At 65.5% G+C, this 24,867-nt stretch carries 24 protein-coding genes; 11 read left to right on the top strand and 13 right to left on the bottom strand.

Features of this window, described 5'->3' with window-relative positions; all coding sequences use genetic code 11:
* Positions 1–723 precede the first annotated feature (723 nt).
* Entirely contained in the window at positions 724–2,388 is a 1,665-nt protein-coding gene (locus HYG77_RS32065) for a hypothetical protein (RefSeq protein ID WP_244461442.1), read from the top strand.
* Positions 2,389–2,908: 520 nt separating this feature from the next.
* Positions 2,909–3,040: a hypothetical protein gene (locus HYG77_RS40775; protein WP_280123330.1), complete on the top strand. Its 132-nt coding sequence runs from the start codon at positions 2,909–2,911 to the stop codon at positions 3,038–3,040.
* 236 nt (positions 3,041–3,276) lie between these two features.
* Here HYG77_RS40775 and HYG77_RS32070 read toward each other — a convergent pair whose 3' ends face one another.
* Positions 3,277–3,846, bottom strand: coding sequence for an FHA domain-containing protein (locus tag HYG77_RS32070; RefSeq protein ID WP_208963692.1), 570 nt, complete (start codon positions 3,844–3,846; stop codon positions 3,277–3,279).
* Between the two features lie 226 nt (positions 3,847–4,072).
* Between HYG77_RS32070 and HYG77_RS32075 the strand changes: the two genes are divergently transcribed.
* Together HYG77_RS32075 and HYG77_RS32080 are read left to right on the top strand one after the other, a co-directional pair.
* Entirely contained in the window at positions 4,073–4,756 is a 684-nt protein-coding gene (locus HYG77_RS32075) for a helix-turn-helix domain-containing protein (protein WP_208963693.1), read from the top strand.
* Positions 4,757–5,127: 371 nt separating this feature from the next.
* Complete coding sequence (locus HYG77_RS32080) at positions 5,128–6,648, top strand: catalase (RefSeq protein WP_208963694.1); 1,521 nt, start codon at positions 5,128–5,130, stop codon at positions 6,646–6,648.
* Between the two features lie 146 nt (positions 6,649–6,794).
* Here the strand turns inward: HYG77_RS32080 and HYG77_RS32085 are convergent, their stop codons facing one another.
* Complete coding sequence (locus HYG77_RS32085) at positions 6,795–7,034, bottom strand: Na+/H+ antiporter NhaA (protein WP_244461443.1); 240 nt, start codon at positions 7,032–7,034, stop codon at positions 6,795–6,797.
* 430 nt (positions 7,035–7,464) lie between these two features.
* Here HYG77_RS32085 and HYG77_RS32090 point away from each other — a divergent pair, with 430 nt between their 5' ends.
* Complete coding sequence (locus HYG77_RS32090; protein ID WP_208963696.1) at positions 7,465–7,746, top strand: YciI family protein; 282 nt, start codon at positions 7,465–7,467, stop codon at positions 7,744–7,746.
* A gap of 240 nt (positions 7,747–7,986) precedes the next feature.
* On the opposite strand, the gene HYG77_RS32095 is transcribed toward HYG77_RS32090, so the two are convergent.
* Entirely contained in the window at positions 7,987–8,400 is a 414-nt protein-coding gene (locus tag HYG77_RS32095) for a VOC family protein (RefSeq protein ID WP_208963697.1), read from the bottom strand.
* A gap of 339 nt (positions 8,401–8,739) precedes the next feature.
* Here HYG77_RS32095 and HYG77_RS32100 point away from each other — a divergent pair, with 339 nt between their 5' ends.
* Positions 8,740–9,108 carry a carboxymuconolactone decarboxylase family protein gene (locus HYG77_RS32100; protein WP_208963698.1) on the top strand — a complete coding sequence of 123 codons (369 nt, stop codon included), beginning with the start codon at positions 8,740–8,742 and terminating at the stop codon, positions 9,106–9,108.
* Complete coding sequence (locus HYG77_RS32105) at positions 9,105–11,903, top strand: aconitate hydratase (RefSeq protein WP_208963699.1); 2,799 nt, start codon at positions 9,105–9,107, stop codon at positions 11,901–11,903. Before HYG77_RS32100 ends, HYG77_RS32105 begins: the two co-directional genes overlap by 4 nt.
* Before the next feature lie 306 nt (positions 11,904–12,209).
* Here HYG77_RS32105 and HYG77_RS32110 read toward each other — a convergent pair whose 3' ends face one another.
* Both HYG77_RS32110 and HYG77_RS40070 read right to left on the bottom strand, forming a co-directional pair.
* The gene (locus HYG77_RS32110; RefSeq protein ID WP_208963700.1) at positions 12,210–13,004 is read right to left on the bottom strand and encodes a succinate dehydrogenase iron-sulfur subunit; all 795 of its coding nucleotides are present in this window, start codon (positions 13,002–13,004) and stop codon (positions 12,210–12,212) included.
* A 160-nt stretch (positions 13,005–13,164) separates the two neighbouring features.
* On the bottom strand, positions 13,165–13,434 hold the full coding sequence (locus tag HYG77_RS40070; protein ID WP_348273597.1) for a hypothetical protein: 270 nt from the start codon (positions 13,432–13,434) through the stop codon (positions 13,165–13,167).
* A gap of 25 nt (positions 13,435–13,459) precedes the next feature.
* Between HYG77_RS40070 and HYG77_RS32120 the strand changes: the two genes are divergently transcribed.
* Complete coding sequence (locus HYG77_RS32120) at positions 13,460–13,816, top strand: DUF488 family protein (protein WP_208963701.1); 357 nt, start codon at positions 13,460–13,462, stop codon at positions 13,814–13,816.
* A gap of 327 nt (positions 13,817–14,143) precedes the next feature.
* Here HYG77_RS32120 and HYG77_RS32125 read toward each other — a convergent pair whose 3' ends face one another.
* From HYG77_RS32125 to HYG77_RS32135, 3 genes are all read right to left on the bottom strand, one after another.
* Positions 14,144–15,040 carry an SPFH domain-containing protein gene (locus HYG77_RS32125; protein WP_208963702.1) on the bottom strand — a complete coding sequence of 299 codons (897 nt, stop codon included), beginning with the start codon at positions 15,038–15,040 and terminating at the stop codon, positions 14,144–14,146.
* A 168-nt stretch (positions 15,041–15,208) separates the two neighbouring features.
* Complete coding sequence (locus HYG77_RS32130) at positions 15,209–15,829, bottom strand: DUF3040 domain-containing protein (RefSeq protein WP_244461444.1); 621 nt, start codon at positions 15,827–15,829, stop codon at positions 15,209–15,211.
* Between the two features lie 96 nt (positions 15,830–15,925).
* On the bottom strand, positions 15,926–16,201 hold the full coding sequence (locus HYG77_RS32135) for an RGCVC family protein (RefSeq protein WP_208963704.1): 276 nt from the start codon (positions 16,199–16,201) through the stop codon (positions 15,926–15,928).
* A 529-nt stretch (positions 16,202–16,730) separates the two neighbouring features.
* Between HYG77_RS32135 and HYG77_RS32140 the strand changes: the two genes are divergently transcribed.
* Positions 16,731–17,171 (top strand): helix-turn-helix domain-containing protein, encoded by a 441-nt coding sequence (locus HYG77_RS32140; protein WP_208963705.1) that lies wholly within the window; start codon positions 16,731–16,733, stop codon positions 17,169–17,171.
* Between the two features lie 239 nt (positions 17,172–17,410).
* Here the strand turns inward: HYG77_RS32140 and HYG77_RS32145 are convergent, their stop codons facing one another.
* From HYG77_RS32145 to HYG77_RS32165, 5 genes are all read right to left on the bottom strand, one after another.
* On the bottom strand, positions 17,411–18,991 hold the full coding sequence (locus HYG77_RS32145; RefSeq protein WP_208964230.1) for an FMN-binding glutamate synthase family protein: 1,581 nt from the start codon (positions 18,989–18,991) through the stop codon (positions 17,411–17,413).
* 226 nt (positions 18,992–19,217) lie between these two features.
* A complete protein-coding gene (locus HYG77_RS32150) occupies positions 19,218–20,474 on the bottom strand; it encodes an FAD-dependent oxidoreductase (RefSeq protein ID WP_208963706.1) in 1,257 nt (418 codons plus the stop codon).
* 141 nt (positions 20,475–20,615) lie between these two features.
* Complete coding sequence (gene tal / locus HYG77_RS32155) at positions 20,616–21,722, bottom strand: transaldolase (protein WP_208963707.1); 1,107 nt, start codon at positions 21,720–21,722, stop codon at positions 20,616–20,618.
* A gap of 110 nt (positions 21,723–21,832) precedes the next feature.
* A complete protein-coding gene (locus HYG77_RS32160) occupies positions 21,833–22,507 on the bottom strand; it encodes a hypothetical protein (RefSeq protein ID WP_208963708.1) in 675 nt (224 codons plus the stop codon).
* A 289-nt stretch (positions 22,508–22,796) separates the two neighbouring features.
* Positions 22,797–23,510 (bottom strand): helix-turn-helix domain-containing protein, encoded by a 714-nt coding sequence (locus HYG77_RS32165; protein WP_208963709.1) that lies wholly within the window; start codon positions 23,508–23,510, stop codon positions 22,797–22,799.
* A 91-nt stretch (positions 23,511–23,601) separates the two neighbouring features.
* On the opposite strand from HYG77_RS32165, the gene HYG77_RS32170 reads away from it, so the two are divergent.
* Together HYG77_RS32170 and folE are read left to right on the top strand one after the other, a co-directional pair.
* Entirely contained in the window at positions 23,602–24,084 is a 483-nt protein-coding gene (locus tag HYG77_RS32170) for a hypothetical protein (RefSeq protein WP_208963710.1), read from the top strand.
* A gap of 119 nt (positions 24,085–24,203) precedes the next feature.
* On the top strand, positions 24,204–24,800 hold the full coding sequence (gene folE / locus HYG77_RS32175) for a GTP cyclohydrolase I FolE (protein WP_208963711.1): 597 nt from the start codon (positions 24,204–24,206) through the stop codon (positions 24,798–24,800).
* Positions 24,801–24,867: the final 67 nt, after the last annotated feature.

Consider the following 24,867-nt stretch of genomic DNA (forward strand, 5'->3'; position numbering starts at 1 on the left):
CTGAGGTGGACTTATTTCATTTGCTGGGTATGGTCGAAGGTCAGTTCGCGGTTGCCGATTCGGAAAGGACCGACAATGGCTGACAAGTCCGCCGTCAAAAGTTCGAAACAGTCCGCGCGGGCCCTCAAGGAGCGCCGGGCGGAGAAGCGAGAGAAGACGCTAGAGTCCACTCAACTCATCCGAAAGCGGAAGAACTGACGCGACACTGGCGTCATCACCGCACCCCGCCACCGTCTTCGCTGCCTGAGGATCGATGATGGTGCCCCGGGAACTCGGCCCACAACCCTGACCCGCGCCCACATCAGGCGTAGCAGCTTCGGAGGAGAACGGCTCGGAGCGTGGAAATATCAGCGACTGCACTCTCTTCCATTTTTCTACAGCGGTGAAAGCGGCTCACAAAACCCTGCCGAGTTCGATGGAACACACCGCAGTCTTATCGGTCCGCCCCGCATGTGATCACCCGATCGGGGGGCCAACTTCCGGCCTCAGACACGCCCCTCCCGGCCCCTCCGCGGCCGGGGCGGGCGTGTTCCAACGAGTTCAGGGTGCGCGAGACAGGGGCACTCACACCACATCCGGTGAGACGACGTCTCCCCTGCCGACCTATTGGTCGGTGCAGGAGTGCCGGATGTGTCGAGAATTGATGGAACAGAAATGAATCGTCCTGGACTCGTTACCCGTCGGCCGGCCCCGACCTCGCTGTCGTCGAGGAGACGCGGGGCAATGTTGCGGGTCATCCTGCTGCCGTTGAATATCGTCGAAAGCGCCGACCCGGTCCCGGTACCCGCGGTCGACGAGGTCGAGCCGTTCCTGCCGGCCCGCATCAGCTCCCCCACCGCCACCGGAGACGATGGACCGCACGCACAGTTGCTGGCGTTCCGGCACATCGTCGATCGGAGCAGTCCCCCGATAGCGTTCGGCCTCGCACTCGATGGACAGCGCGTACCTGACGGCCCACAACGCCGCTACGTCGGTCCCCCAGCCACGTGCCTGTCACTGTGGGAGGTTCCCGGCAACGGACTGGTCCTGGCCTGCGAGGAACTCACCCCCGACCGCACCGGCAGCCTGATCGACCGACACAATGACCCGCTCCGCGGCGGCGGTAGCGGAGAATTCTGGGCCGCCATCGAAGCATTTCTTCGTCCCTTCGGGCTGACGCCCGAGGCGAGCCCGAACGACATATTCCCGCGGCTGGACACCCGACTGCCCAAATCCGAGGTCTACCGGCCGCTGCGCAGCCTGACAATGCGCGGCCCAAATTGGACCGAGCGGGACACCCTCGAGGGCCTGATCATCGAGGTCCACACCGAGGGGATCGATACGGTTCGACGACTGGTCGACGAACCGGGCACCACACCCTGCGCGGGGGCCGCGTCCCACTCCTACCCTGGGCTCTTGCGCTGGCACCGGGTCCCGCTGATCGACGGGGCGTCACGTCTCGGATCGGGGATCGCGATTCGCGAGGACGCCCGAGCCCTCGCCGTCGACGTCGGTGCCGCCGCCACCGGTCCCGGCCACCTCGATCGGGGCACCCGTGCGATGCTCTACTGCCTGATCGGCTGGGTCGCCCTCCGCGCACAGCACTCGGCGGACCACCGACGCGTACTCTCGCTCCTGCGCAACCGCCGCCAACTGTGCGAACGCGGCGCCCTCGCCTGCCTCGGCGACATCGCGGCGGCCCGCACACGGATGATCGAGACACGGCTTCTGCAAACACACCCCGCCGATGCTCATCCGGCCCCGCCACGGCTCGAATCGACACACCTTCGATCAACGCTGGTCCACCGCACCGCCGACGAGATCGCCTTCCTGCATACCGAACTCGGCAAGCTCTGTGACAGTGCGGAAAGCTGTCTGCTGCCTCACGCGCTCGCCCCCGCCCGAGACCGGAGGTCCACGCTCGTATCGGCCGCGGCCGCCGGTGCGCTGTTCGCGACCGCGCTCCACGCGGCCGTCGCGGCATCGCCGGCGGACCTGCAGCGCTGGGGGTTCACCGTGGCGGTCACCGCGGCGATCGGCGCTCTCGCCCTATTCGAGGTTGTCGCACGTCGTCGCCCCGGCAGGACACCGACACCGACACCGACACCGGTCGCGCCGCCGCTGGCCTCGCCCGCCATGACACCTGTCAGGGACCTCGAACGTCGACGGCGGGAGTCGATCTTCCCCTTCGAGACGCAGGTATGGGGCACCGCTCCGAGTCGCCGCGGCATGACGCCCACGTTGCGAGAGTGCCTTGAGGCCAACAACTTTTCCGGCAGCGAACCTTCCAACCCACCGTTGGTGGCGACAAGTTCGTCGTCCCGTCCAGCACCAAAATATACCCGACCTTCAGGACAGGCACCCACGCGTGCAGCGTCGAAGTCGAACTGCATGGAACCACGAACATGAGCGAACTGGTGACGCAACTATCGGTCCTCGACCGCGTTGCCGGAATCGATTGCGAAGACCCACCGGAATAGGGCACTCCGCCATCGACTCGGGCCGGGTAGCGGTGTGGGACAGGAAATACGATGACCGGAAACACGGCAAATGTGAATCGGATGATGACCGTCGCGCTTCGCGGGTTCCCACATGGCGGTTGCCCGTCGGAGGAGATTATCGCTGTTATCGGTGTGGATACCGGCGAGTTTTTCCGCTGTTGCACGCGCAGCTGCACCCGAACCCCCGACTCCGCTTCGGCCGAAGATCGTGGAGAGGATGAAGGCGGTGGCACGGCGTCTGTGGCTCGCGGGTTGAGATCCACGGCTCGCGGAACGCTTGGACGCGCTCCGGTTGCATACCGGCAGCTGGCGCTAGTGGGAACGCTGTGCGTGGGGCAGGCGCGGCTCGGGGAGTTTTCCACAGGACTGCCGCAGATCATCTGTGGGAATGCAGGCGCGCCGTTTGGCGGTCGACAATAGAGCGTGCAGTGTCCTCGAACCCGTCGGTGATGATCTGCGGGGCCTGCTGCGAAGAAGGCCGCCGGGCGGCGTCGGCCCGCACACCGTGGGTGACGACGACACTGACTCCGGGAGCGCGTGTGGTCACCGAATACGGCTGAATGGGCCGGACTGCTCCCCCATCTGGAAACGACTCGGCTTCGGACCTCGTCGGCTACGGCCACACCACCTGCACCGAAACTCCGGCCCGGTGGTCGGGCGACGCGAGTGTGATCAGTTTTCCACCGGACGAGCCGGCTATCGGCTTCCGGCGCCTCGTGCTGGTCGAGGACGCCACGCAGCAGCTTGCGGGGCGATCATGGTGACGAGGTAAGCCGGATCACTCACTCCGTCGTGGTCATTGATCTGTGGCCGCTGACGGCGGGGTGATGAGGAACGCGAGCCGGAATTTCCCGATTTTGATCTCGTCACCGTCGGCGAGCAGTGCGGTGTCGACCGGCACCCGGTTGCGGTAGGTGCCATTGAGGCTGCCGACATCGGTCACCCGAAATGTGTTGTTGTCGCGCCGGATCTGGGCGTGGCGACGGCCGACGGTCGTGTCGTCGAGGTAGATGTCGCTGTCGATGTGGCGACCGATCGTGGTGACCGTCTGATCGAGCAGGAACCAGTCACCGCGGTTGGGTCCCCGGGTGACCACGAGCAGTGCCGAACCGGATGGCAGTGCCTCGACCTCGTCATGGTCCCACGGCGGGTCGCTGGTGGCCGGATGCCGTCGACGGCCGGCGGTGGAGGGGTTCGCCCCGGCGTACGTCTTCGTTGACAGTGGGCCAGTGAGTGACAACTCGGTCACCAGTGCGGCTTTCGCTCGATACTCGCGGAGCAGACGGTGAGCGTCGTCTCGGATGGCCGAGCCGGCCCGAACACCGGGGTCGATTGTGGTGTCGGTGATGTCGAATGGTGCGGTCACGACGAGGTCCTCTCTCTGCGCGAGGAGAGCAAGCAAGCACTACCTCATACCAGAACTAGTATTTACTATGATATTAGTGCAAACTAACTAATCGACGGAAGCTGCAATGCATGTGACGAGCATCACTGACCGCTCTTGACCTTGAATGATCCGGCGATTATCCCCGCGCTCAGTCGTCCACTGATGCGGATGGTTTCTACTACTAGTCTCGGCTAAAGTAGGCACTATGAGCGAGCAGGCGTTGACCGACCCCACGCTGCCGACCGCGCTCGGCGAGACCCGGAACCGGGTGCTGGAGCTGCTGTGCGCCGCGGCGGAACCGATGGGCGTACAGGACATCGCCGAACGGGTCGATCTGCATCCGAATACGGCCCGGTTCCATCTGGACGGATTGGTCGACGCGGGCCTGGCCGAGCGGCGCGCCGAGGACCGCCGCCGGCCGGGTCGGCCCCGGATGGTCTATGCCGCTACCACCTCGGATGCGTCCACCGGCCAGCGCAGCTACCGGTTGCTGGCGGAGATGCTGACCGGCCTGATCGCCGACACTCTGCCGGAGCCCGGCCGGGCTGCCGAGACGGCCGGGGAGGCGTGGGGTCGTTACCTGGCGGAGCGGCCGGCTCCGTCGCAGCGGGTGGACGCCGCCGACGGTGTCCGCCGGTTGTCGACGGTGCTGGCCGAGTCCGGCTTCGCTCCGGGTGTGGTGGAGAACCTCGATCGACCAGTGATTCCGTTGCGGCACTGCCCGTTCCGGGAGGTTGCCGTGCGGCACCGGGACGTGGTGTGTTCGCTGCACCTGGGCTTGATCCGCGGGGTGCTGGCCGAGGGGCGGGCACCGCTCGCGGCCGATCGGCTCGAACCGTTCGTCGAGCCGTCGCTCTGCCTGGCGCACCTGACCCCCACCCCCGAATGAGAGTAACCTCCATCAGTCGAGTGATAAGCGAGTGGTTGTTTCCAGGATAACCTCCCGGACAACAGATCACGCCGGAACCAGATGTCGGCAACCACCGAGAACATCGCTTGACGGATTCAAGAAGACGTGATGCCCTGAGGTGTATGCGGCACAACACATCACACGATGTGGAATGGCGGTTGCGGGAAGTCGGCCTTCGGGTCACCAGCCCGCGACGGGCTGTGCTCGAGGTTTCCGATGATCACACACCTCAGTGCTGGAGACATCGCCCATCTGGTCCGCGAGCAGATCGAAACAGGTGTCTCGAGCAAGCGTTACCGAGGTCGTCGTCTGGGGACTGTGTCCGCAACGTCGAAAGAAGGAAGGGCATGATGGCTGAGAACAACTACACCACCGATGATGCGGGAATTCCGGTACCGAGCGACGAGCGTTCGCTCACCGTCGGCGCGGACGGTCCGATCTTGCTGCACGACGCCTACCTCATCGAAAAGATGGCTGCTTTCAATCGCGAGCGTGTACCCGAGCGGCAGCCTCATGCCAAAGGAGGAGGGGCGTTCGGCACATTCGAGGTGACCAACGATGTCAGTGCGTTTACCTTGGCGGACCTGTTCCAGCCTGGCAAGAAGACGGAGATGCTCGCACGGTTCTCCACAGTCGCCGGCGAACGTGGCAGTCCGGATACCTGGCGCGACCCGCGCGGATTTGCCCTCAAATTCTATACCGAACAAGGCAATTTCGACATGGTCGGCAACAACACTCCGGTCTTCTTCATGCGGGACCCGATGAAATTCCAGGATTTCATCCGTTCGCAGAAGCGTCGCGCCGACAACAATCTGCGCGATCATGATATGCAGTGGGATTTTTGGACGCTGTCTCCGGAGTCCGCGCATCAGGTGACGTGGTTGATGGGTGACCGCGGGATTCCGCGCAGCTGGCGTCACATGAACGGCTACTCCAGCCATACATACATGTGGATGAACGCCGCGGGCGAAAAGTTCTGGGTGAAGTACCACTTCATCACCGATCAGGGAATCGAGTTCTTCACCCAGGACGAGGGCGATCAGATGGCCTCGATGGACACCGACTACCACCTTCGTGACTTGTGGGAGCACATCGAACAAGGTGATTATCCCAGCTGGACACTCAAGATGCAGATCATGCCGTTCGAGGATGCCAAGACGTACCGGTTCAACCCGTTCGACCTCACCAAGGTCTGGCCGCATGCGGACTATCCACTCGTCGAAGTCGGCAAGATGACGCTGAACCGCAATCCGAGCAACTACCACACCGAGATCGAGCAGGGGGCATTCGAGCCCAGCAACGCCGTGCCCGGAACCGGGCCGAGTCCGGACAAGATGCTGCTCGGCCGGTGGTTCTCGTATCCCGATGCGCATCGGCACCGCATCGGTGCCAACTACAAGGAGCTGCCGGTCAACAGGCCCCACGCGACCACCGTGCGGTCGTATTCGAAGGATGGCCCCATGCGCCACACGAATCCCGGAGACCCGGTGTATGTACCCAACTCCAAGGGCGGCCCGCACGCGGATCCAGCGGTGGCGGGCGAACCCATCGGCTGGTACAGCGACGGGGACATGGTGCGACAGGCCTACACACTTCGCCAGGACGACGACGATTGGGGACAGGCAGGCACGATGGTACGCGACGTTCTCGACGATGCGGCCCGCGGACGCCTGGTCGACAACATCGTCGGGCACCTACTCAACGGCGTGAGCGAACCCGTCCTGGCGAGAGCGTTCGAGTATTGGCGCAATGTGGACAAAGACCTCGGCGACAAAGTCGCGCAGGGGGTGCGCGCCACAAAGGATCAAGTCGATCCCAAGGCCGCGGGACAAGACAACCCGTCGCGTCGATCCGCTCAAAACAAAGCCTGAGGACTTCGTCAGATCGTGATCACCTACACCGCGACCACTCACTTCGTCTGCACCGGTCGGTGTGCTTCTCGGGTGGTTCCACGGGTAGCTGATCCGCCCACCACACGGAAATACGCCTGTCGTTCAGTAGGGAGTAAACGACAGGCCTATTCGGATCTCTCGCCACCCTCGGCTGACTGCTTGCGGCGAGGGGGCACAGGACGCGGACAGGATCGCCCGTCGGCGCTGACGCAATTGCCGATCGTCAGCTCACGCCGGACGTCGAGGCCGACCGGGAAGGAGAACACGGTCGTCAGGCCCTCGCCGACCCAGTGCGCGAGGGCCATGGGGATGCCGAGGCGACCGATGACAATCAAGGCTTCGCTCCACCAGAGGGTCGAGGACACCGATGAACACAACGTTGGGCCCGAGTCTTGCCGGACTTATGCGCCGCCAGGACCGGATCCCGGTTCGATCCTGGCGGCGCAACCTTTCCCGCGGTGGTGATTTCCGTGGGACACGGTCGACCCGACAGCGAGGAGTTTGATGTTGCTCCACTGCGCCGATATCGAGGCGGTGGTCGACGCCGGGCCCCGAAGGCATCTCCGTGAAAGGCCGCGCCGTACCTCGCCGAGCTCACCTACTCTTGTGGCCTGCTCGGCGTGCGCGAGGCACCGCTCGAAGAGGACGCGGCGGCCGAGAACATCCCCGACGAAGTCTTCGGCTCGGACAGTTAGGCGGGGCGCCCCGTCATGAAAAATCGCGCGAGAAGGACTGGTATCGAATCGAGCGTGGTTGCACACTGAATAGATCGGCCTACGAGAGAACGAGAAGAGCATGCCCGTGTTCGTCGTCGAATACACCTACAGCCCCGAAACATCCTCCGGTCGTGATGATCACCGAACCGATCACCATGCGTGGCTCGCCGAACTGGTCCGCCGCAAAGTGGTGCTGTCATCGGGTCCCCTCGCCGACCATACCGGCGCCCAGTTCATCGTCGACGCTGCCGACGAAGACACCGTCACACGGCTGTTCACGCACGATCCATTTGCTCAGGCAAACCTCGTATCAAAGGTTCTCATCAACAGATGGAAACCCGTGGGTGAAATCCGCGACTAGATACTGATCCACGCCAGTGTCAGGATCGGGCATCGTCGGCGGAATTGACCGAACCGTGCACGGTACCTCAGAGGCTCGATGACCTCTGGTCCCCGACGATTCTTGTCGAACGATCGTATCCTCGGCGCCTGAGATCCGTTGTGCGTAAGTCGTCGTCTGAAATAGCCAGACGGCGGCACGGTCGCATTCGATCACAAGACGCCCTCCTTGCCAGCGTGGCGCATGCACCACCGCCAGTGGTCACCCGCGGAATCGTTGCGCGATCAGCTCCCGCGGTAGCTGCTCGGGGCCCGGGTAGGCGACGATGACCCGGATGCCGTCCGGGTCGCAACCATCGACGAAGGTCACCCCACCGACCGTCTGCGTGTAGGTGGCTGCGTCATATGCGTGTAGTCGCTCGGTGATCCGCGCCAACTCGTCCTCGGTGTCGGCGGCCCACATGACGTAGTGGATGCCGATCACGCTTACCCCGCGACGGGTCGATGCCCCCTTCTTCGCGTACATGTAGATCTGAAAGTTGTCCGGCGTCACAAGAAGTGCTGCATCGGGCTCGCGCACCGCGACGCGGCAGGTGAAGACGTCGCAGTAGTACTTCACCGACCGATTTAGCTCGGCCACTTGCATCACCGACGAGGCAACCTTGGCAGCGCACATCTCATCTCCTACGCCCGGGCGGTCCGTGATCTTCACCGTACCGCTCACGGGGTGGGTTGGTCTCGTCGCTCAGATCGGAACGCACGCATCCACTATTGTCCTCCGCCACCATGGTGCCGCGCAATGCGGCAAGCGAATCGGGCCGATGATCACTCGTCCCACGCTGTCGTGCCGATCGCCCACTGCGTCGGCACCGTTGAGCCACCGGATCGGTCGTGGAGGTGGGGACGTTCGGCCCTGGCAATTTGATGCGGACGGGTTATGGTGGCAGGCAAGGTCCGCGCTGCTGCTGCGGTGTCTGTGCTACGGCTGGCAACGCTGAAACAGGAGGACAGCTGTATGCCCGAGTCGCTGTATCAGCCCACCACGCCGGAGATTTCGGAACGTCGCAAGGCGCTCGCACCCGGGATTCACGACGCCTTCGACAATTTCAGTCGCGCCGTCTTCGCCGACGGTGCGCTGCCGGAGAAGACGAAACAGCTGATCGCGGTCGCGGTCGCCCATGTGACGCAGTGCCCCTACTGCATCACCGGGCACACCACACTGGCCCGCCGCACGGGCGCCGAGCCGGAGGAAATCATGGAAGCGATCTGGGTCGCGGCGGAAATGCGGGCCGGTGGTGCATTCGCGCATTCCACGCTGGCCCTGAACGCGATGAACCATGTGGTCGCCCATAGCCACACCACTGCCGGGGAGCCCGAACCGTGAGCGGCAACAGTTTCGGTGCGCGCTCCACACTGACGGTCGCAGACCAGACGTACGGTATCTATCGGCTCGATGCGATCGAGACCGACGTGCAGCTTCCCTACAGTATGAAGGTGCTGTTGGAGAATCTGCTCCGCAACGAGGACAGCCGTCTGGTCACCGCCGGACAGGTCTCGGCCCTGGCCTCCTGGTCCCCGCGCAATCCCGGCCACACCGAGATCCAATACACCCCCGCCCGGGTGCTGATGCAGGACTTCACCGGCGTGCCGTGTGTGGTCGACCTGGTGGCGATGCGGGACGCGATGACGGCGCTGGGCGGCGACCCGCGAAAGATCAACCCGCTCATTCCCACCGAATTGGTCATCGATCACTCGGTGATCGCGGACGTCTTCGGCCGGCCCGACGCCTACCGGGTCAACGCCGACCTCGAGTTCTCCCGCAACAAGGAGCGCTACCAACTGTTGCGGTGGGCACAGCATGCCTTCGACGATTTTCTGGTCGTGCCACCCGATACCGGCATCTGTCATCAGGTCAACCTCGAATACCTGGCCCGCGTGGTGTTCACACGGGACACACCGGACGGCCCCCTCGCCTACCCGGACACTCTCGTGGGCACCGACTCGCACACCCCGATGATCAACGGTCTCGGCGTGCTCGGTTGGGGAGTCGGCGGAATCGAGGCGGAGGCGGCCATGCTCGGCCAGCCGATGAGCATGCTTCTGCCGCAGGTCCTCGGGCTCAAACTCACCGGTGCCCTACCCGAGGGCACCACCGCCACCGACCTCGTCCTCACGATCGCCGAGTTGCTCCGCAAGACCGGGGTCGTCGGCAAATTCGTGGAGTTCTACGGCCCTGGCGTCGCCAACGTCCCGTTGGCCAACCGGGCCACCCTGGGAAACATGAGCCCCGAATACGGTTCGACCTGCGCCATCTTCCCCATCGACGACGAAACCCTCCACTATCTGCGGTTGACCGGGCGACCCGAGCAGCAGATCCGACTCGTCGAGGCCTACGCCAAAGAACAAGGAATGTGGCACGACCCCGATCAGGAACCGGCCTACAGCCACACCGTCGAGCTCGACCTCGCCACCGTCGAGCCCTCCATCGCGGGCCCGAAACGACCCCAGGACCGCATCCCGCTGGCCAGCGCGCCGCACGCCGTCGGGTCCTTGCTGGCGGACCAACCACTGCCGACTGCGCTGGAAGCCGGGCTCGACGAGGCATCCGGCGAGTCATTTCCCGCCAGTGATCCGATCGCGGTCGACCACGACCGCGCCTCGGACGGGCCGGCGGCACCGTGCCGGTGCGGGAAGAGTCATGACTGGCCCTCCGACCCGGTGGAGGTGGTCCTCGACGGCGAGGTGCACAGTGTCGATCACGGACACGTGGTCATCGCCGCGATCACCTCCTGCACCAACACCTCGAACCCGTCGGTGATGATCGGCGCGGGCCTGCTGGCGAAGAAGGCCGTACAGGCGGGCCTGACCCGCAAACCGTGGGTGAAGACGTCGCTGGCCCCGGGATCGCGTGTGGTCACCGACTACTACGAACGGGCCGGTCTGACCCCCTATCTGGAACGGCTCGGCTTCGGACTCGTCGGCTACGGCTGTACCACCTGCATCGGTAACTCCGGTCCGCTGATCCCCCAGGTCAGCGACGCGGTCACCGAACACGATCTGACCGCCTGCGCGGTGCTGTCCGGGAACCGCAACTTCGAGGGCCGCATCCACGCCGAGTGCAAGATGAACTTCCTCACCTCCCCGCCGCTGGTCATCACCTACGCACTCGCCGGGACCATGCTCGCCGATGTGCGCCGTGACCCGATCGGGACCGGGTCGGACGGGCAGCCGGTGTACTTGCGTGACATCTGGCCGAGCACCGAGGAGGTCCAGGCAGTCATCGACGAATGCCTGCAGTCGCAGATGTTCACCGACGGCTACTCAAATGTTTTTGCCGGTGACGACAACTGGCGCGGCCTCGATGTCGCCTCCGGCGAGATCTTCGAATGGCACGAGGACTCCACCTATGTGCGGCGGCCACCGTACTTCGACGGCATACAGCCCGAACCGCAACCGATCTCCGACATCACCGGCGCCCGGGTACTGGTCATGTTGGGGGATTCGGTGACCACCGACCACATCTCACCCGCGGGCACGATCCGCCGCGACAGCCCGGCCGGTATTTACCTGCGCGAGCACGGCGTCGAACCGCCCGACTTCAACTCCTACGGATCCCGTCGCGGCAACCACGAGGTGATGATCCGCGGCACCTTTGCCAACATCCGCCTGCGGAATCTGCTGGCCCCGGGCACGGAAGGCGGCGTCACCCGCCACCTCCCCGGCGGAGAGGAGATGAGCATCTTCGACGCCGCGGACGCCTACGCCGCCGAGGGCACTGCGCTGATCATCCTCGCCGGCGCCGAATACGGATCCGGGTCCTCGCGCGACTGGGCGGCCAAGGGAACACTGCTCCTCGGGGTCAGAGCGGTCCTCGCGACGTCGTTCGAACGCATCCACCGCTCCAACCTGATCGGCATGGGGGTGCTGCCCCTGCAGTTCCCGCCCGGTCGCACCCGCGAAAGCCTCGGGCTGACCGGTGAAGAGGAATACTCGATCACCGGACTCGAAGGCGGCGACCCGGGCGCGGACATCCCTACCGAGGTCACCGTCCGAGCCGACCACCATGGTCAAGTACAGGAATTCCCGGCCACCGTGCGGATCGACACCCCCGCGGAGGCGGCATACTTCCGGCACGGCGGGATACTGCAATACGTGCTGCGACAGCTCCTCGTCACCTGAGCGGCTCGCCATGCCCACCGGGGCAGCGAGCGCCGGCCAGAACGGGAGTGGTGGCCCCGGTCCACGTCCTGCCCGGAGCACCATGCGGAAACAGCGTCTCTCGAACAGCCCCGCTGCACCTCCGCCGCCGTCACCCCCCGGTGGAGTGAACAGTGCCAGGCCGCCCCACGTGCATCGGATGCTCGCCGGACTCACCCCACAGCAACAGAGTCGGTCGGGGAAGCAACAGGGTGACACCTCTTCATTTCCCGACCAGGGCCTCAAGAGCCCCATTAAGGACCTGGCAGTGCCGCAGAATTCGTGCGGCTACCGCACTACTGCCTTGCGGTGGAACAGCAACGCGCGTTTGACCTCGGTGATCGCTTGCGTCACCTTGATTCCGCGCGGACAAGCGTCGGTGCAATTGAACGTGGTGCGGCAACGCCAGACGCCGTCGATGCCGTTGAGAATATCCATCCGCTCCCCGGCGCCTTCGTCGCGGCTGTCGAAAATGAAGCGATGGGCGTTGACGATGGCGGCCGGCCCGAAATAGCTACCATCCGCCCAATACACCGGGCACGACTCGGTACAGCACGCGCACAGGATGCACTTGGTGGTGTCGTCGTACCGGGCACGATCGGCCTGGGACTGGATCCGCTCGCGGGTGGGCCCCTGACCCGATGTCATCAGGAACGGTTTGATCTGGCGGTACGCCGAGAAGAACGGCTCCATGTCGACGACGAGATCCTTCTCGACCGGGAGTCCCTTGAGGGGTGCGATCGTGACGGTGGTGTTCTTACCGTCCTTGTGCAGCATGTCGCGCATGAGCACCTTGCACGCGAGCCGGTTGACTCCGTTGATGACCATTGCATCCGATCCGCACACGCCGTGCGCGCACGAGCGACGGAAGGTCAGGGTCCCGTCGAGATACCCCTTGACGTAGGTGAGCAGGTTGAGCAACCGATCGGTGGGTAGGCAGGGAACCTCGAAGCTCGCCCATCCGGCCTTGCCCGGGTCCTCGGGGTTGAAACGACGAATCTTCAACGTGACCATCGCGGCGCCTTCGGGGACCGGCGGTAGCGCGACGGAACCCGGGCCCGCGTTGTTCATGGTGACAGACATGGTTATCGACTCCAACCTCGTCAATTACGTTTTTGGGGAGCTTGTTTCGGATTGTCCACAGGCTAGCTCAGTGGTTCGATCGTCGGATCGGAAAACCCGGTCCGGACCCTCTCTCGCGCCGGGGCGCCGCGTGAAGTGCGGACGCGACACCCCTCCTACATCACAGGCGCATCGCGTGGACGATGGCCACGAGCACCGACAGGTCGTGCACGAGCATCCCGATGGACATAGCGGCGTGGCCGGCGAAGACGCCCGCCGGCAACACGACACACTTGCGGGCGCGACAGCGATGTTCTGCCGCATCACGGCCACAGCGCGCTTCGCCGGATGGATCGACTCGGGCAGCTTCAGCAGCTTTGCCCATCAGTGGTGTCCGCGATCTTCCGCCACCGCCACCGTGCAGCCCGAGCTTGTCATTCGTTGTGGGCACCGTCATTTCGTGTCATGATCGATCTATGGGCCCGATCGAGTTGGTGCGAGCCTATGACGCTCGCGGCACCAAGAAGACATCGCCAACCTTCTTGGTAGATCGACTGTGGCCACGGGGCATCGCGAAAGCGGACCTCGACTGCGACGCCTGGCTCAGAGAGGTGGCGCCCAGCACGGAACTGCGGACCTGGTTCGGCCACCAGCCGGATCGCTTTCCGGAGTTCCGCACCCGCTACCTTCAGGAACTCGACGCCAATCGCACTGCCGCCCAACCGATCGTCGAGGCGGCGCGTAACGGGACTGTGGTGCTGCTGTATTCGGCGAAGGACCTCGAGCACAACCAAGCCGTGGTCTTGCGCGAGTGGATCTCGAATCAGCTCTGACATCACCGTAGGACGGGCTGAACTCTCATCGCAGCCATGAACCCTCGGCCTGCACCTCGAGCCGTACCGTCCGGCCGCGGTCAGAACGGGGCAGTGGTAGGTCGGGCGCAGGTCAGTGCGGTCAGTCAGACCCCGAGGCGCCCAGGGCGACATCTTGGAAACCGGAGGGCGAGGGGTGACGGTCCTGCCCCTACCAGTGAGTCCCGCCGCAACAGAGGTCACCGGGGTGTCGGGGTGAACCACAGCTCCCGATACACCGCCTGCCGCCCAGGACCACCGCGAACGGAACCGGCGGTCACCGTCTGGAGCCTGAGGGGACTATTGGTCCTATCCGAATCGTGATTGCTCGAGGGCGAATCCGCGGGCGTCGACGGGCGTGTGTTGTGTGTGCCGGGCCGACGATTCGTCGTTTATGTTGGCCGGAGTGGTTGTGGTTGTAGGCTCGGCTGTTCGCGTCGGAGCATGGGCGGTGTGCGGTGTCGCTCGTTCCAGAAAGCGGAGCAACTCGACCGGGAACGGCAGCACGAGGGTCGAGTTCTTCTCGGCCGCGACTTCCACGACGGTTTGCAGGAGCCGCAGTTGCAGGGCGGCGGGATGTTCCGTCATGGTCTCGGCGGCCTGGGCCAGCTTCGCCGAGGCTTGCAGTTCGCCGTCGGCGGTGATGACGCGGGCCCTCCGTTCACGTTCGGCCTCGGCCTGGCGCGACATCGACCGCTTCATCGAATCAGGGAGGACCACATCCTTGATTTCCACCCGGTCGATCTGCACACCCCACCCTAGCGCGGGGCTGTCGATCATCAGCTCCAAGCCCTGGTTGAGGCCCTCCCGGTTGGACAGCAGGTCGTCGAGTTCGCTCTTGCCGATGATCGACCGCAGCGACGTCTGTGCGACCTGGCCGATCGCGGACACGTAGTCCTGCACGTCCACTGCCACTCGCACCGGATCGGCGACGTTGAAATACACGACCGCATCCACCCGGACGGTCACGTTGTCGCGGGTGATGCCGTCCTGGGCGGGCACCGGCATCGTGATGATCTGCATGTTCACCTTCTCGAGTCGGTCCGCGATCGGGATCAGCAACATCAGGCCCGGTGCGCGGACGGCGGGCTGGACGCGCCCGAACCGAAACACGACGCCGCGTTCGAACTGTTTGACGACGCGAATGCTCGAGCTCAGGCCGAGCAGGCCGAGTCCGACCAAGACGGCCACCGCATAGAGAATCATGGTGTTCTCCCATCCGCCCGTGGCCTCTACCGATACACGGTCACCACGGGCTTGCTGCCAATCGATGAATTTACGTCACGTCCCCGCGTTGGCGGCTCCTCGGAGCAGCGCCTCGACTCGTGGAGTCGCCCCAAACCTGCGCGAGGCGTTGGATTCCGATTTCGCGGATCATTGCGGTCCCGGCACCCCGCGGGGCGGCCACGGTATGAGCACAGCACCGGATGCGGTCGATGGATCGAGGATCCGGACGGTGTCGGTATTGACCGGAATCACGCTCGCGGAAGTGGAACCGCCGACGGCCAGACGGTTGCGTACAGGCACCGCCCGTGTGGTTCGTGGCGTCGGTGAACTCTTCCGGACAGTAATCTCGGCTTCGTTGAAAACGCGGGGACCCAACAGTGCAAACACACCGAACGTCACCGCGAGCACCAGCACTCTCAGCCGGACCCGCACACTGCGATCGAATGGTGGGCGCGGTGTGACGCCGTGAAACGCTCGGACCAGCGTCGGGCTGCTTGCGAGAAGCCGTTGTTCGATCTCGCACAGAGCATTTCGTTCATCGTCGCTGAGCACAGCGCACCTCCCGGACTCCCCCGGCGAGGTCTTGGTGCCGGGACGACCACTTCTGTATCGTATCACGATATAAAGATTCTTGGCCTGGACGCAGCACGGGATGCCCGACCGCTGCCGGACACGAAGGTGATTGCGCGCCAGTAAAGGTGGGAGTACCACCGCTACCCTTCTTCCAGCGACGGTCACCGATTGGTGCGGTCGGTGATGTCGCCGCATGGGTGCCGGTCCCGCACCGCGCGAATAGGGGTTGCTAGTACTCGCCGGGAATCGGGCGGATTTGCCTGGGTAGGCTTTTCGAGCTGAACTTCTCGTTCAGTACCGGGAGTAGTGCTGTCCAGTCGCCGGTTCGCCAGCGCAGATGCACTTTCGGCCGAGGTTTCGGTCCGAGGTCGCGGCGCAAAACCGAGTACCGAGCGCATCGTGGGAATCCGGGCCGTGCGGACATGCCATGCAGTACGGCGTTGATTCCAGTGCCCGTTCAGGGTTCGACACATCGGTCGCATTCGACGCCATGGCGGCGCTCCAGTTCTCGGCCCTGTGACATCGGGCCGTTTCGGGCGCCGAGGACGACATGGCTTGACCGCGCATGTTCGGGCCCTCGGCACCCACAAGGCTACACGTGCCCGCCCGCTCCTTTGACTCCGCGGGTGAGCGGCCTTCTGCCGGAGCCTTTTGCGGGGACGCGTCGACGGTTCACAACGTCCCGACGACCCTTTTCGGGCCTCGGCGATCCTGTCGCAATTGCACCCGAACGAGTGCGCGATGCTTTCGTTGCGGAATCTTCCGCCCGTGCTCATCGCTGCGCTGCACGTGGCGGTGCCGGTGCTGATACATGATGAGTCCATGGAGCGTCCTTCTGGGGCAATCGGAAATCGTCTGGCCACAATCGCGATTGCCACTCGGCGATACTTTGTCGACATTGCCGATTCGGTGGCCGATCGCACGGCGGGGCGTGACGCACTCGTCGCCGTGGCATCGACGTCGGGCTGTCTCCAAGGGCTCGTCGCACGATGTCGGGCAACGCCCCGTTCAGGCGTGATGACCATCAGAGCATACCCGGTGTATCGTATGACGATATATAGTGCGGCGGTTCTGACGACTGAAGGGACGAGGTGCCGTGACTGCAGAGGAGCACGTGGAGTCGGAGCCGTTGACGAAGCGGGATTTCGAGGCACTGGCACGTTTCCGGTTCGGCATCCGCCGCTATCTGCGCTTCAGTGAGGACACGGTCCGTGACCATGGTCTCACCCCGCAGCACTACCAGTTGCTGCTCGCACTCAAGGGATTTCCCGGCCGCGAATGGGCCACCATGCGAGAACTGGCCGACCGACTGCAGCTGCGTCATCACAGCGTGGTGGAGCTTGTCGACCGGGCTCAGAAGCAGGGTCTCGTGGAGCGCGCGCCGCACCCGTCCGACGCGCGCGCGGTACGGGTGACGTTGACCGACCGCGGGCAGCTGATCCTGGCACGCCTGAGCGCGATGCACCGCGACGAACTGCTGCGCCTCGGACCCACCCTCGAGTTACCCATCTGGGACGACCCTTCCCAGGATCGGTGACGTCGCGACCTTCGTCGACCCGCCCGGGGCGGTGATCGGTCGCCCGCACATCGATCCCGGTTCCCATCAGTCGGTGAAGACGTTGCGGTGAGGGTCGGTAGGCGCCGGGCGAGAGCTGGCGCAGTCGGATCCCGGATATCGGGGACGTCGTGCTCGTGGGCGCAGGTTCTGCGGTAGGTGGTGCGAGGTAGCCGGTTTCGGCGGGGCTTGGACGAGCACCACGGACCCGGGCGGTGCGGTCAAAACCTTGACGAGTCGGCGTTCGTCCAGTCGCGGAGCCAACTCGTCGGAGGGTCCTCTGTGAGCAGGTCACCTGGCTGCAGCCACTCGTGTAGGTCCGCGTAGGTCATCGTGCGGTGTCCCTGGATGCGCCGGTGGAGCATCGACGGATCGAGGTCGCAGAAGTCGTCCAGCCCCATCGATGCCAGGATTTGTTGGGCGCTCGCGACGGTGGATCTCTGGAGGTTGTACACCCGGGTGGTCTTGTCCGGAACATTCAGTGCGCGGGCCCGGCGGGTGTCCTGGGTGGTGACACCGACGGGGCACCGGTTGGTGTGGCAGCGTTGGGCCTGGATGCAGCCGACCGCGAACATCATCGCGCGGGCGGCGAGGGTGAAGTCCGCTCCCTGGATCAGGCGTTTGATGATGTCGATTCCGTTGGCGACCTTGCCGGAGGCGCCGATCTTGATCCGGTCCCGCAGCCCGGTGCCCACCAGCGCGTTGTGCACCAGCATCAGGCCCTCGGTGAGCGGCATTCCGACGTGGTCCTCGAATTCGAGTGGGGCAGCCCCGGTTCCGCCCTCGGAGCCGTCGACGATGATGAAGTCCGGGGTGATGCCGGTCTCGATCATGGCCTTGCAGATGGCGAGGAATTCGGTGCGGGAACCGACGCAGAGTTTGAAGCCGGTGGGCTTTCCGCCGGACAATGCGCGAAGGGTGGTGATGAAGTCGATGAGCTCGAGCGGGGTGCGGAACGCGCTGTGGGAGGGCGGCGAGATCACGCTCTGCCCGACCGGCACCCCCCGGGTTCGGGCGATCTCGGGGCTGACTTTCGCGGCGGGCAGTACGCCGCCGAGCCCTGGTTTCGCCCCCTGGGAGAGCTTGATGGAGATGCATTTCACCTGCGCGAGGGTGGCCTTGGCGGCGAACTCGCCGGGATCGAAGTGCCCATCGGGGTCGCGGCAGCCGAAGTAGCCGGATCCGATTTCCCAGATCAGGTCGCCGCCCTGCGTGAGGTGGTAGGGACTGATACCGCCCTCGCCGGTGTCGTGGGCGAACCCGCCGCGTGCCGCGCCCCCGTTGAGCGCCTCGATGGCGTTGCCCGACAGGGATCCGAAGCTCATCGCCGAGACGTTGTACAAGGCGATGTCGTACCCCATGGTGCACTGTGGACCGCCGATCCGAACATGTGGTGTGTCCTCGGAGGCGGTATGCGCGCGCAATGAGTGGGTGACGAACTCGTATCCGGTGGCGGTGACGTCCCGTTCGGTTCCGAACGGTTCCACGTCCTTGGTGCCCTTGGCGCGTTCGTACACCGTGGTGCGGGTGTCGCGGTCGAACGGTGTTCCGTCCGTGGATCGTTCGATGAAGTATTGCTGGATTTCGGGGCGTATCCGCTCGAGCAGGAACCGGGCGTGGCCGATCACTGGATAGTTCCGCAGCACACTGTGCCTGCGCTGCAGCAGGTCCCAGGCGCCGATCATGGCGATCGACGCCGCGATCACCGTGCCGAGCAGCCACCACGCCGAGACGAAGAAGACCGGCAGCAGCGATGCCGACCCCAGCACCCAGGCGCCCGCGATGACCAGCCACCGGATCACGGGAGTCCCTCCCGGCGCGTGCGCACGGACGAGGCGCCCACCCTCCGTGTTCGCCCCAGCGCACTCGATCGAGCAGGTGCGGCCGAACCGGAAGCGCCGTCGGTGAATCCAGGAAACCCGGACGAGTTCGAGCAAGGCCGTCGACACCACCACCACCACCACCACCACTGAGCCGGGGGCGGTGTCTCGGGGGTTCGCGTCCGTGCCTGCTGCGGGGGCGTGAGTGTCACCGTGCACCTCCGGGCACCCGATCGGCCAGGTATCTCAAGAGCTCGTCTGGGTCGGCCAGTTTCGCCGGGTCGACCCGCTCGCCGGAGCGCACCAGCGCCTCGATGGCGTCGGTGACACCCCAGGTATTGACGTTCATGCCGGCCAGCACCCGCCCGTCCCGCATCCAGAAGGCGATGAACTCGCCGGCGGCGACGTCGCCGCGGAACACGACCGAGTCGTAACTACCGTGCGGGGCGTAGCCGGAATACTCCATCCCGCGCTCGTACTGATCGGAGAAGAAGTAGGGCACCTGGTCGTAGGCGGTGGCACGGCCGATCATGTTCTCCGCCGCCACCGGTCCCTGGTTGAGGGCGGCCGACCAGTGCTCGAGGCGCAGATGAGTTCCCAGTAGCGGGTAATAGGTGTTGGCGACGTCCCCGGCGGCGTACACGTCGGGGTCGGTCGTGGCCAGGTGTTCGTCGACGACGATCCCGTTGTCGACCGCCAGCCCGGCCGTCTCGGCCAGTGCGGTGTTGGGCACGATCCCCACCCCCACGACGATCGCGTCCGCCTCGACCACGGTGCCATCGGTGAGGCGGATCCCGGTGGCCCGGTTGTCCTCACCGGCGATCTCGTGCACCCCGGAGTTCAGTCGCAACTTCACACCGTGGTCGCGGTGCAGGGCGGCGTAGGTTTCGGCGACCTCGGCGCCGAGCACCGCCAGCAACGGCAATTTCGATCTTCCCACCACCGTGACGTCGCAGCCCGCCGCTCGGGCGGCGGCCGCGGTCTCCAAACCGATCCACCCGGCTCCGACGATCGCGACCCGGTCCGCCGCGGCGAACGCGGCCTTCAGTGTTTCGCAGTCGGTGACCCGGCGCAGGTAGTGCACCCCGTCCAGATCGGCGCCGGGCACCTGCAGCCGGCGGGGCGACGAACCGGTGGTCAACAGCACCTTGTCGTATCCGAGCCGCTCGACGCCATCGATGACCACCTCGTGTTCGGCTAGGTCGAGGGCGGTGACCCGGGTCCCCACCCGCAACTCGATGTCGTGTTCGGTGTACCACCCGGCCGGGTGAAGGTAGATCTTCTCCCGCGAGGTTTTGCCTTGGAGGTAGGCCTTCGACAGTGGGGGTCGGTCGTAAGGGCGGTCGGTCTCGTCGCCGATGAGAACGATCCTTCCGCCGAACCCGCCGGTGCGCAGCGCCTCAGCGGCCTTGGCGCCGGCCAGTCCGGCGCCCACGATGACGAATGTCTGCTCTGCAGTGGCCATGTCATGTCCTTTCCTGATGCGAGGTGCTTTAAGGGGTGAAGACCGATCTCATGCGCTGCGGTTCAGGTCGCCGTGTCCTGTTCACCGCACACCGCCCATATCTCGCAGTGCCGGGTCGGGTCGGGTCGGCCGCCCGGGGGGTCATCGTTGTGCCAGCTGGTGGGCTTTGGCACGGAGTTCGGTGAGCAGCTCGGCGAACGACCGGTGAAAGGCGGCGACACCCTGGTCTTCGAGGGTGCGGCCGACGTCGTCCATGTCGATGCCTACCGCGGCGAGCTCGCCGAGGACGGCGGCCGCGGCGGGGGGGTCGGTGTCGATGGAGCGTGTGAGGGTGCCGTGATCCTCGAATGCCGTGATGGTGGCCTCGGGCAGCGTGTTGACGGTGTCCGGGCCGATGAGACTGTCGACGTAGCGGGTGTCCGGGTAGTCGGGGTTCTTCGTCGAGGTCGATGCCCACAGTGGCCGTTGCACCCGGGCGCCGCGGGCGGCGAGTGTCTCCCACCGCGTGCCGGTGAAGCGGTCCCGGAAGATCCGGTAGGCGAGGCGGGCCTGGGCGATCGCCGCCCGGCCCCGCAGCGCCGGGGCCTCGGGGTCGCTGCTGTGCTCGAGTCGTCGATCGACCTCCGTATCGACGCGGCTGACGAAGAACGATGCGACACTGCGCACCGCGGCCAGATCCCCGCCCCGTGCCGCCAGCGTCTCCAGGCCCTGCAGGTATGCCTCGATCACCTGTTCGTAGCGGGCGAGGGAGAAGATCAGGGTGATGTTGATGCTGACGCCCTTGCCGATCATGTCCGCGATCGCCGGTATTCCCTCCGCGGTCGCGGGGATCTTCACGAACACGTTCGGGCGGGCGATCCGTTCGTGCAGTCGACCGGCCGCGGCGATGGTGGCGGCGGTGTCCCGGGCCAGTTCCGGGGCGACCTCGATCGAGACGAACCCATCGGTGCCGCCCGAGGTGTCGTAGACGGGTCGCAGTACCGCGGCGGCGTCGACGACATCGACCGCGGCGAGCTCCCAATACGCGTCCTCGACCGCGAGTCCCTGGGCGATGAGTGCCGCGAACTGTGCGTCGTAGGCATCGGATCCGGCGATGGCCCGCGCGAAGATGGTGGGGTTGGCCGTCACCCCCCGGATCCCGGCGGCCACGAACCCGGTGAGGGTGCCATCGCGCAGATACGCTCGGGTGAGGTTGTCCAACCAGGGGCTTTGCCCCTGCTCGCGGTACAGGCGATGCAACCGGCTCACCGTTACCTCTACCGATGGGGGTGGGAATCTGTTCATCGTCGTGCCTTTCGTCGTGCGGGCGTCTCATCCACGCCCACGTGGCTCACCGCTCTGCCGGCGTGCGGACCGTGTCACTGCCGGTCGGTAGGTGGTTGATCTCGTGTGGTGAGAAACTTCGATGGATCGCTGCCTGCCCGGGCGCCGGTGGTAAACCACGCCGCGAATCCCTGGGGATCGCGGCGCTCGATCTCGTCGAGGTACTGCTGGCGGATCCGGGCAAGTCGCAGCCGGTCGGTGACCGACCTGGCGTTCTGCAGCTCCGCGAAACTGGTGCGCCAGCCGCGGCACAACGCATCATCCGACAATTCCGCACAGCGCGGCGGCGGTGCCGGCAGGGAACCCGGAGCGCTCGGCTCGTCCGGATCACACGAAGCCAAGGGCTGCGGGGAGAGTAACTGCGCCAACGGCGGCCAGCGTCGGAGCCGCCGCGCCACCGGCTCGGCGGTGACCGTCAGCACGAGCACCAGCGGCACGGCCGCAGCGCCGGACAGTGCGATCAGGCCCACGACAACGACCAGGGCCGCGCCCGCGGTGGCGGCGTTGAGTGCGGCGGTCGGCAGCGATGAACGCGGCGTGGCGGTGGCGGACCTGTCGGCCACCATCGCGGTCAGGCCGCCGCCGGTCACTGCCGCCGCGAATGCCGCGGACACGAGGACGTCGGGGTGGACGGTGAAGATCGCGACCGCGAAGCCGACCAACCCCAGCGGCACGGTCACCACCCACCAGAGGATTCGGTAGACACCCATGGGATGTGATCCCTTACAGAGGTATGGTTTTGAGCGATGCGGACCGCGCTGGACCCACTGTGTCACCGAAAAAAAGATGGCGAACGGTGAGCGTCATGGTCCCCGATTTCGGGGGTTTCCAGACGTGGTCCCGGTGGTTCGCGGTGTGATGCGCGACGAGCGCTTCCTGGCACGCGGCGCTCGCATGGAGCGTCGCGGTCAGCGGTGCGCCGGTATGCCGGTGGTCGGTTACGCGGGTCTTACGGCGCGCGAGCCGATCCGGCGCCTCGCCTCACCCGATTCGTGTCCGTCAGGGGCGGGCGGGACCCGGGGGCGGGGGCGAGTGCGCATGTGCGGACGCTGCGTGGTGGACCACCACACAGCACCGGTCCGGTCGCGGGTCCAGTTCTGCGTGCGCGTCGTGTTGGGTGCTCCCGGCGATCGCACCCTCGACGAGGCGTAAGTTCAACCCGCACACCACGTCCAGGTGGTCTCGGGCGACATGGTGGAAGGGGCAGTTGCGTAGGTCGATGCGGCCGTCGTCGTCGATGTGGGGCAGGTATCCGCAGCCGCGGAGCGCCGCGAGGAGATCTCCCCCGGTGTCGGCGACGGCCCGCTTGCCGGCGTCGAGCGCGGCCTCGTTCACCGCCGCCCGCACCGCTCCGCTGGTGTCCTGTTCGACCGAGGAGACGAGCAGCCGGGCGAGCAGTTCGTAGTCCCGGGGCGGCACGCTGACGGTCATTTCCGTCGTGGCCCGGGTGTAGAGCTTCGCCGGACGGCCCGCACCGGGTCCGCCGCGGCCGGCCGGCCGCTGGTAACTGACCGTCACCAGGTCGGCATCGGCCAGCTTGTCGAGGTGATAGGCCGCGAGGGTCCGGCCGACGTCGACGGCGGCGGCCGCCTGCTCCCGCGAGACCGGTGCATCGCTTTCGATCACGTAGTCATACAGCCTGCGCCGCAACGGATCATCGAGGTTGCTCAACGCCGCCAGAACCGCCGGCGCAGCGGATCGCGGAGTGGACATACCCCGACTGTAACACCAAAAAGTATTGACAAATAGGTGCGGAGGGAAGATTCTAAAAATAGTTCCTTTTACTTTTACAAAGGGGTTTCTGATGACTACTCCCACGCCCGACTCCGCGGCGACCGCACCCACACCCGGGACGGCCCTGCAACGCGCTCGCAGTGATCCCGCCTACGGCGCGTTCCTGTTGCTGCGAATCGGATTCACCGTGCTCCCGATCGTCATGGGCATCGACAAGTTCACGAACGTGCTCACCACCTGGGAGGACTACCTGGCGCCGTGGATCGTCGACCTCAGCCCGTTCAGCGCGCACCAGACCATGCTGATCGTCGGAGTGATCGAAATCGTCGCCGGTATCGCCGTCGCGATCAAACCACGCTATGCGGCCTACATCGTCGCCGCCTGGCTCGCCGGAATCGTGATCAACCTGCTGAGCTACCCCGGCTTCTACGACGTCGCACTGCGTGACTTCGGACTGATGCTCGCCGCCCTCACCCTTGGCCGGTTGGCCTACGTGTACGACCCGGCCTGGCACCGGCGCACCGCGCTCGCCCCGAAACTGAGTGCCGCCTAGCCGACACCGGCGCTCGTAACGCGCGCCGGTGGCGCCCTCGTAATTTCGTCCACCCGCCCGAGGCCACTGGGCTTCGCCGGGTGGACGCCACACCACAATCACTGCGGAAGGAACCCGGCATGCCGTCGACCGCGACACTCCACGTTCTCCATCAGGCACCAGGACGAAACCTGGCTGCGGCCGAAGAGGCGGCAGCGGCGTTCCTGGAAGCTCTCGGGATCGACCTGGACTCGGAAAGCCTGCGCGAGACGCCCCGGCGCATGGCCCACGGCTACGCCGAACTGTTCACCCCCCGCGCCTTCGATCTGACCACCTTCCCCAACGACGAGGACTACGACGAGCTCGTCCTGGTTCGCAACGTCCCGCTGCGATCGGTGTGCGAGCATCATCTGCTGCCGTTCGCCGGCACCGTGCACATCGGGTATCTGCCCGGCGAACGCATCATCGGATTGTCCAAGCTCGCCCGCGTGGCAGAGCATTTCGCCTGTCGACCGCAAGTTCAAGAACGGCTCACCAAGCAGATCGCGGGCTGGCTCGACGAACACCTGCAACCTCGCGGTGTCGGGGTGGTCATCGAGGCCGAGCACAGTTGCATGACCCTGCGCGGGGTGCAATCGGTGGGATCGGCCACCGTCACCTCCGCACTGTTGGGAGCGTTGCGCGATGATCCTCGTTCGCGCCAGGAATTCTTCGCCCTCGCCGGCGTCCACGCCTGACCGGGCGGGTGGACGACCCGCGGCCCGTCATTCCTTCCGCGGCGGCACGCCGAGCGCTGCGTCGCTC

The sequence above is a fragment of the Rhodococcus sp. ZPP genome, from assembly GCF_017656075.1.
Classification (GTDB): domain Bacteria; phylum Actinomycetota; class Actinomycetes; order Mycobacteriales; family Mycobacteriaceae; genus Rhodococcus_F; species Rhodococcus_F oxybenzonivorans.

What these genes read in the sequence shown, in the direction of transcription:
- HYG77_RS32150 (WP_208963706.1), bottom strand. Translation starts at nt 20,474, where the DNA reads ATGGCCACTGCAGAGCAGACATTCGTCATCGTGGGCGCCGGACTGGCC.
- HYG77_RS32135 (WP_208963704.1), bottom strand. Translation starts at nt 16,201, where the DNA reads ATGCGCGGTCAAGCCATGTCGTCCTCGGCGCCCGAAACGGCCCGATGT.
- HYG77_RS32080 (WP_208963694.1), top strand. Translation starts at nt 5,128, where the DNA reads ATGGCTGAGAACAACTACACCACCGATGATGCGGGAATTCCGGTACCG.
- HYG77_RS32100 (WP_208963698.1), top strand. Translation starts at nt 8,740, where the DNA reads ATGCCCGAGTCGCTGTATCAGCCCACCACGCCGGAGATTTCGGAACGT.
- HYG77_RS32095 (WP_208963697.1), bottom strand. Translation starts at nt 8,400, where the DNA reads ATGTGCGCTGCCAAGGTTGCCTCGTCGGTGATGCAAGTGGCCGAGCTA.
- HYG77_RS32110 (WP_208963700.1), bottom strand. Translation starts at nt 13,004, where the DNA reads ATGTCTGTCACCATGAACAACGCGGGCCCGGGTTCCGTCGCGCTACCG.
- HYG77_RS32125 (WP_208963702.1), bottom strand. Translation starts at nt 15,040, where the DNA reads ATGATTCTCTATGCGGTGGCCGTCTTGGTCGGACTCGGCCTGCTCGGC.
- HYG77_RS32160 (WP_208963708.1), bottom strand. Translation starts at nt 22,507, where the DNA reads ATGGGTGTCTACCGAATCCTCTGGTGGGTGGTGACCGTGCCGCTGGGG.
- HYG77_RS32130 (WP_244461444.1), bottom strand. Translation starts at nt 15,829, where the DNA reads ATGCGGCGACATCACCGACCGCACCAATCGGTGACCGTCGCTGGAAGA.
- HYG77_RS32170 (WP_208963710.1), top strand. Translation starts at nt 23,602, where the DNA reads ATGACTACTCCCACGCCCGACTCCGCGGCGACCGCACCCACACCCGGG.
- folE (WP_208963711.1), top strand. Translation starts at nt 24,204, where the DNA reads ATGCCGTCGACCGCGACACTCCACGTTCTCCATCAGGCACCAGGACGA.
- HYG77_RS32120 (WP_208963701.1), top strand. Translation starts at nt 13,460, where the DNA reads ATGGGCCCGATCGAGTTGGTGCGAGCCTATGACGCTCGCGGCACCAAG.
- HYG77_RS32165 (WP_208963709.1), bottom strand. Translation starts at nt 23,510, where the DNA reads ATGTCCACTCCGCGATCCGCTGCGCCGGCGGTTCTGGCGGCGTTGAGC.
- HYG77_RS32075 (WP_208963693.1), top strand. Translation starts at nt 4,073, where the DNA reads ATGAGCGAGCAGGCGTTGACCGACCCCACGCTGCCGACCGCGCTCGGC.
- HYG77_RS32065 (WP_244461442.1), top strand. Translation starts at nt 724, where the DNA reads ATGTTGCGGGTCATCCTGCTGCCGTTGAATATCGTCGAAAGCGCCGAC.
- HYG77_RS32090 (WP_208963696.1), top strand. Translation starts at nt 7,465, where the DNA reads ATGCCCGTGTTCGTCGTCGAATACACCTACAGCCCCGAAACATCCTCC.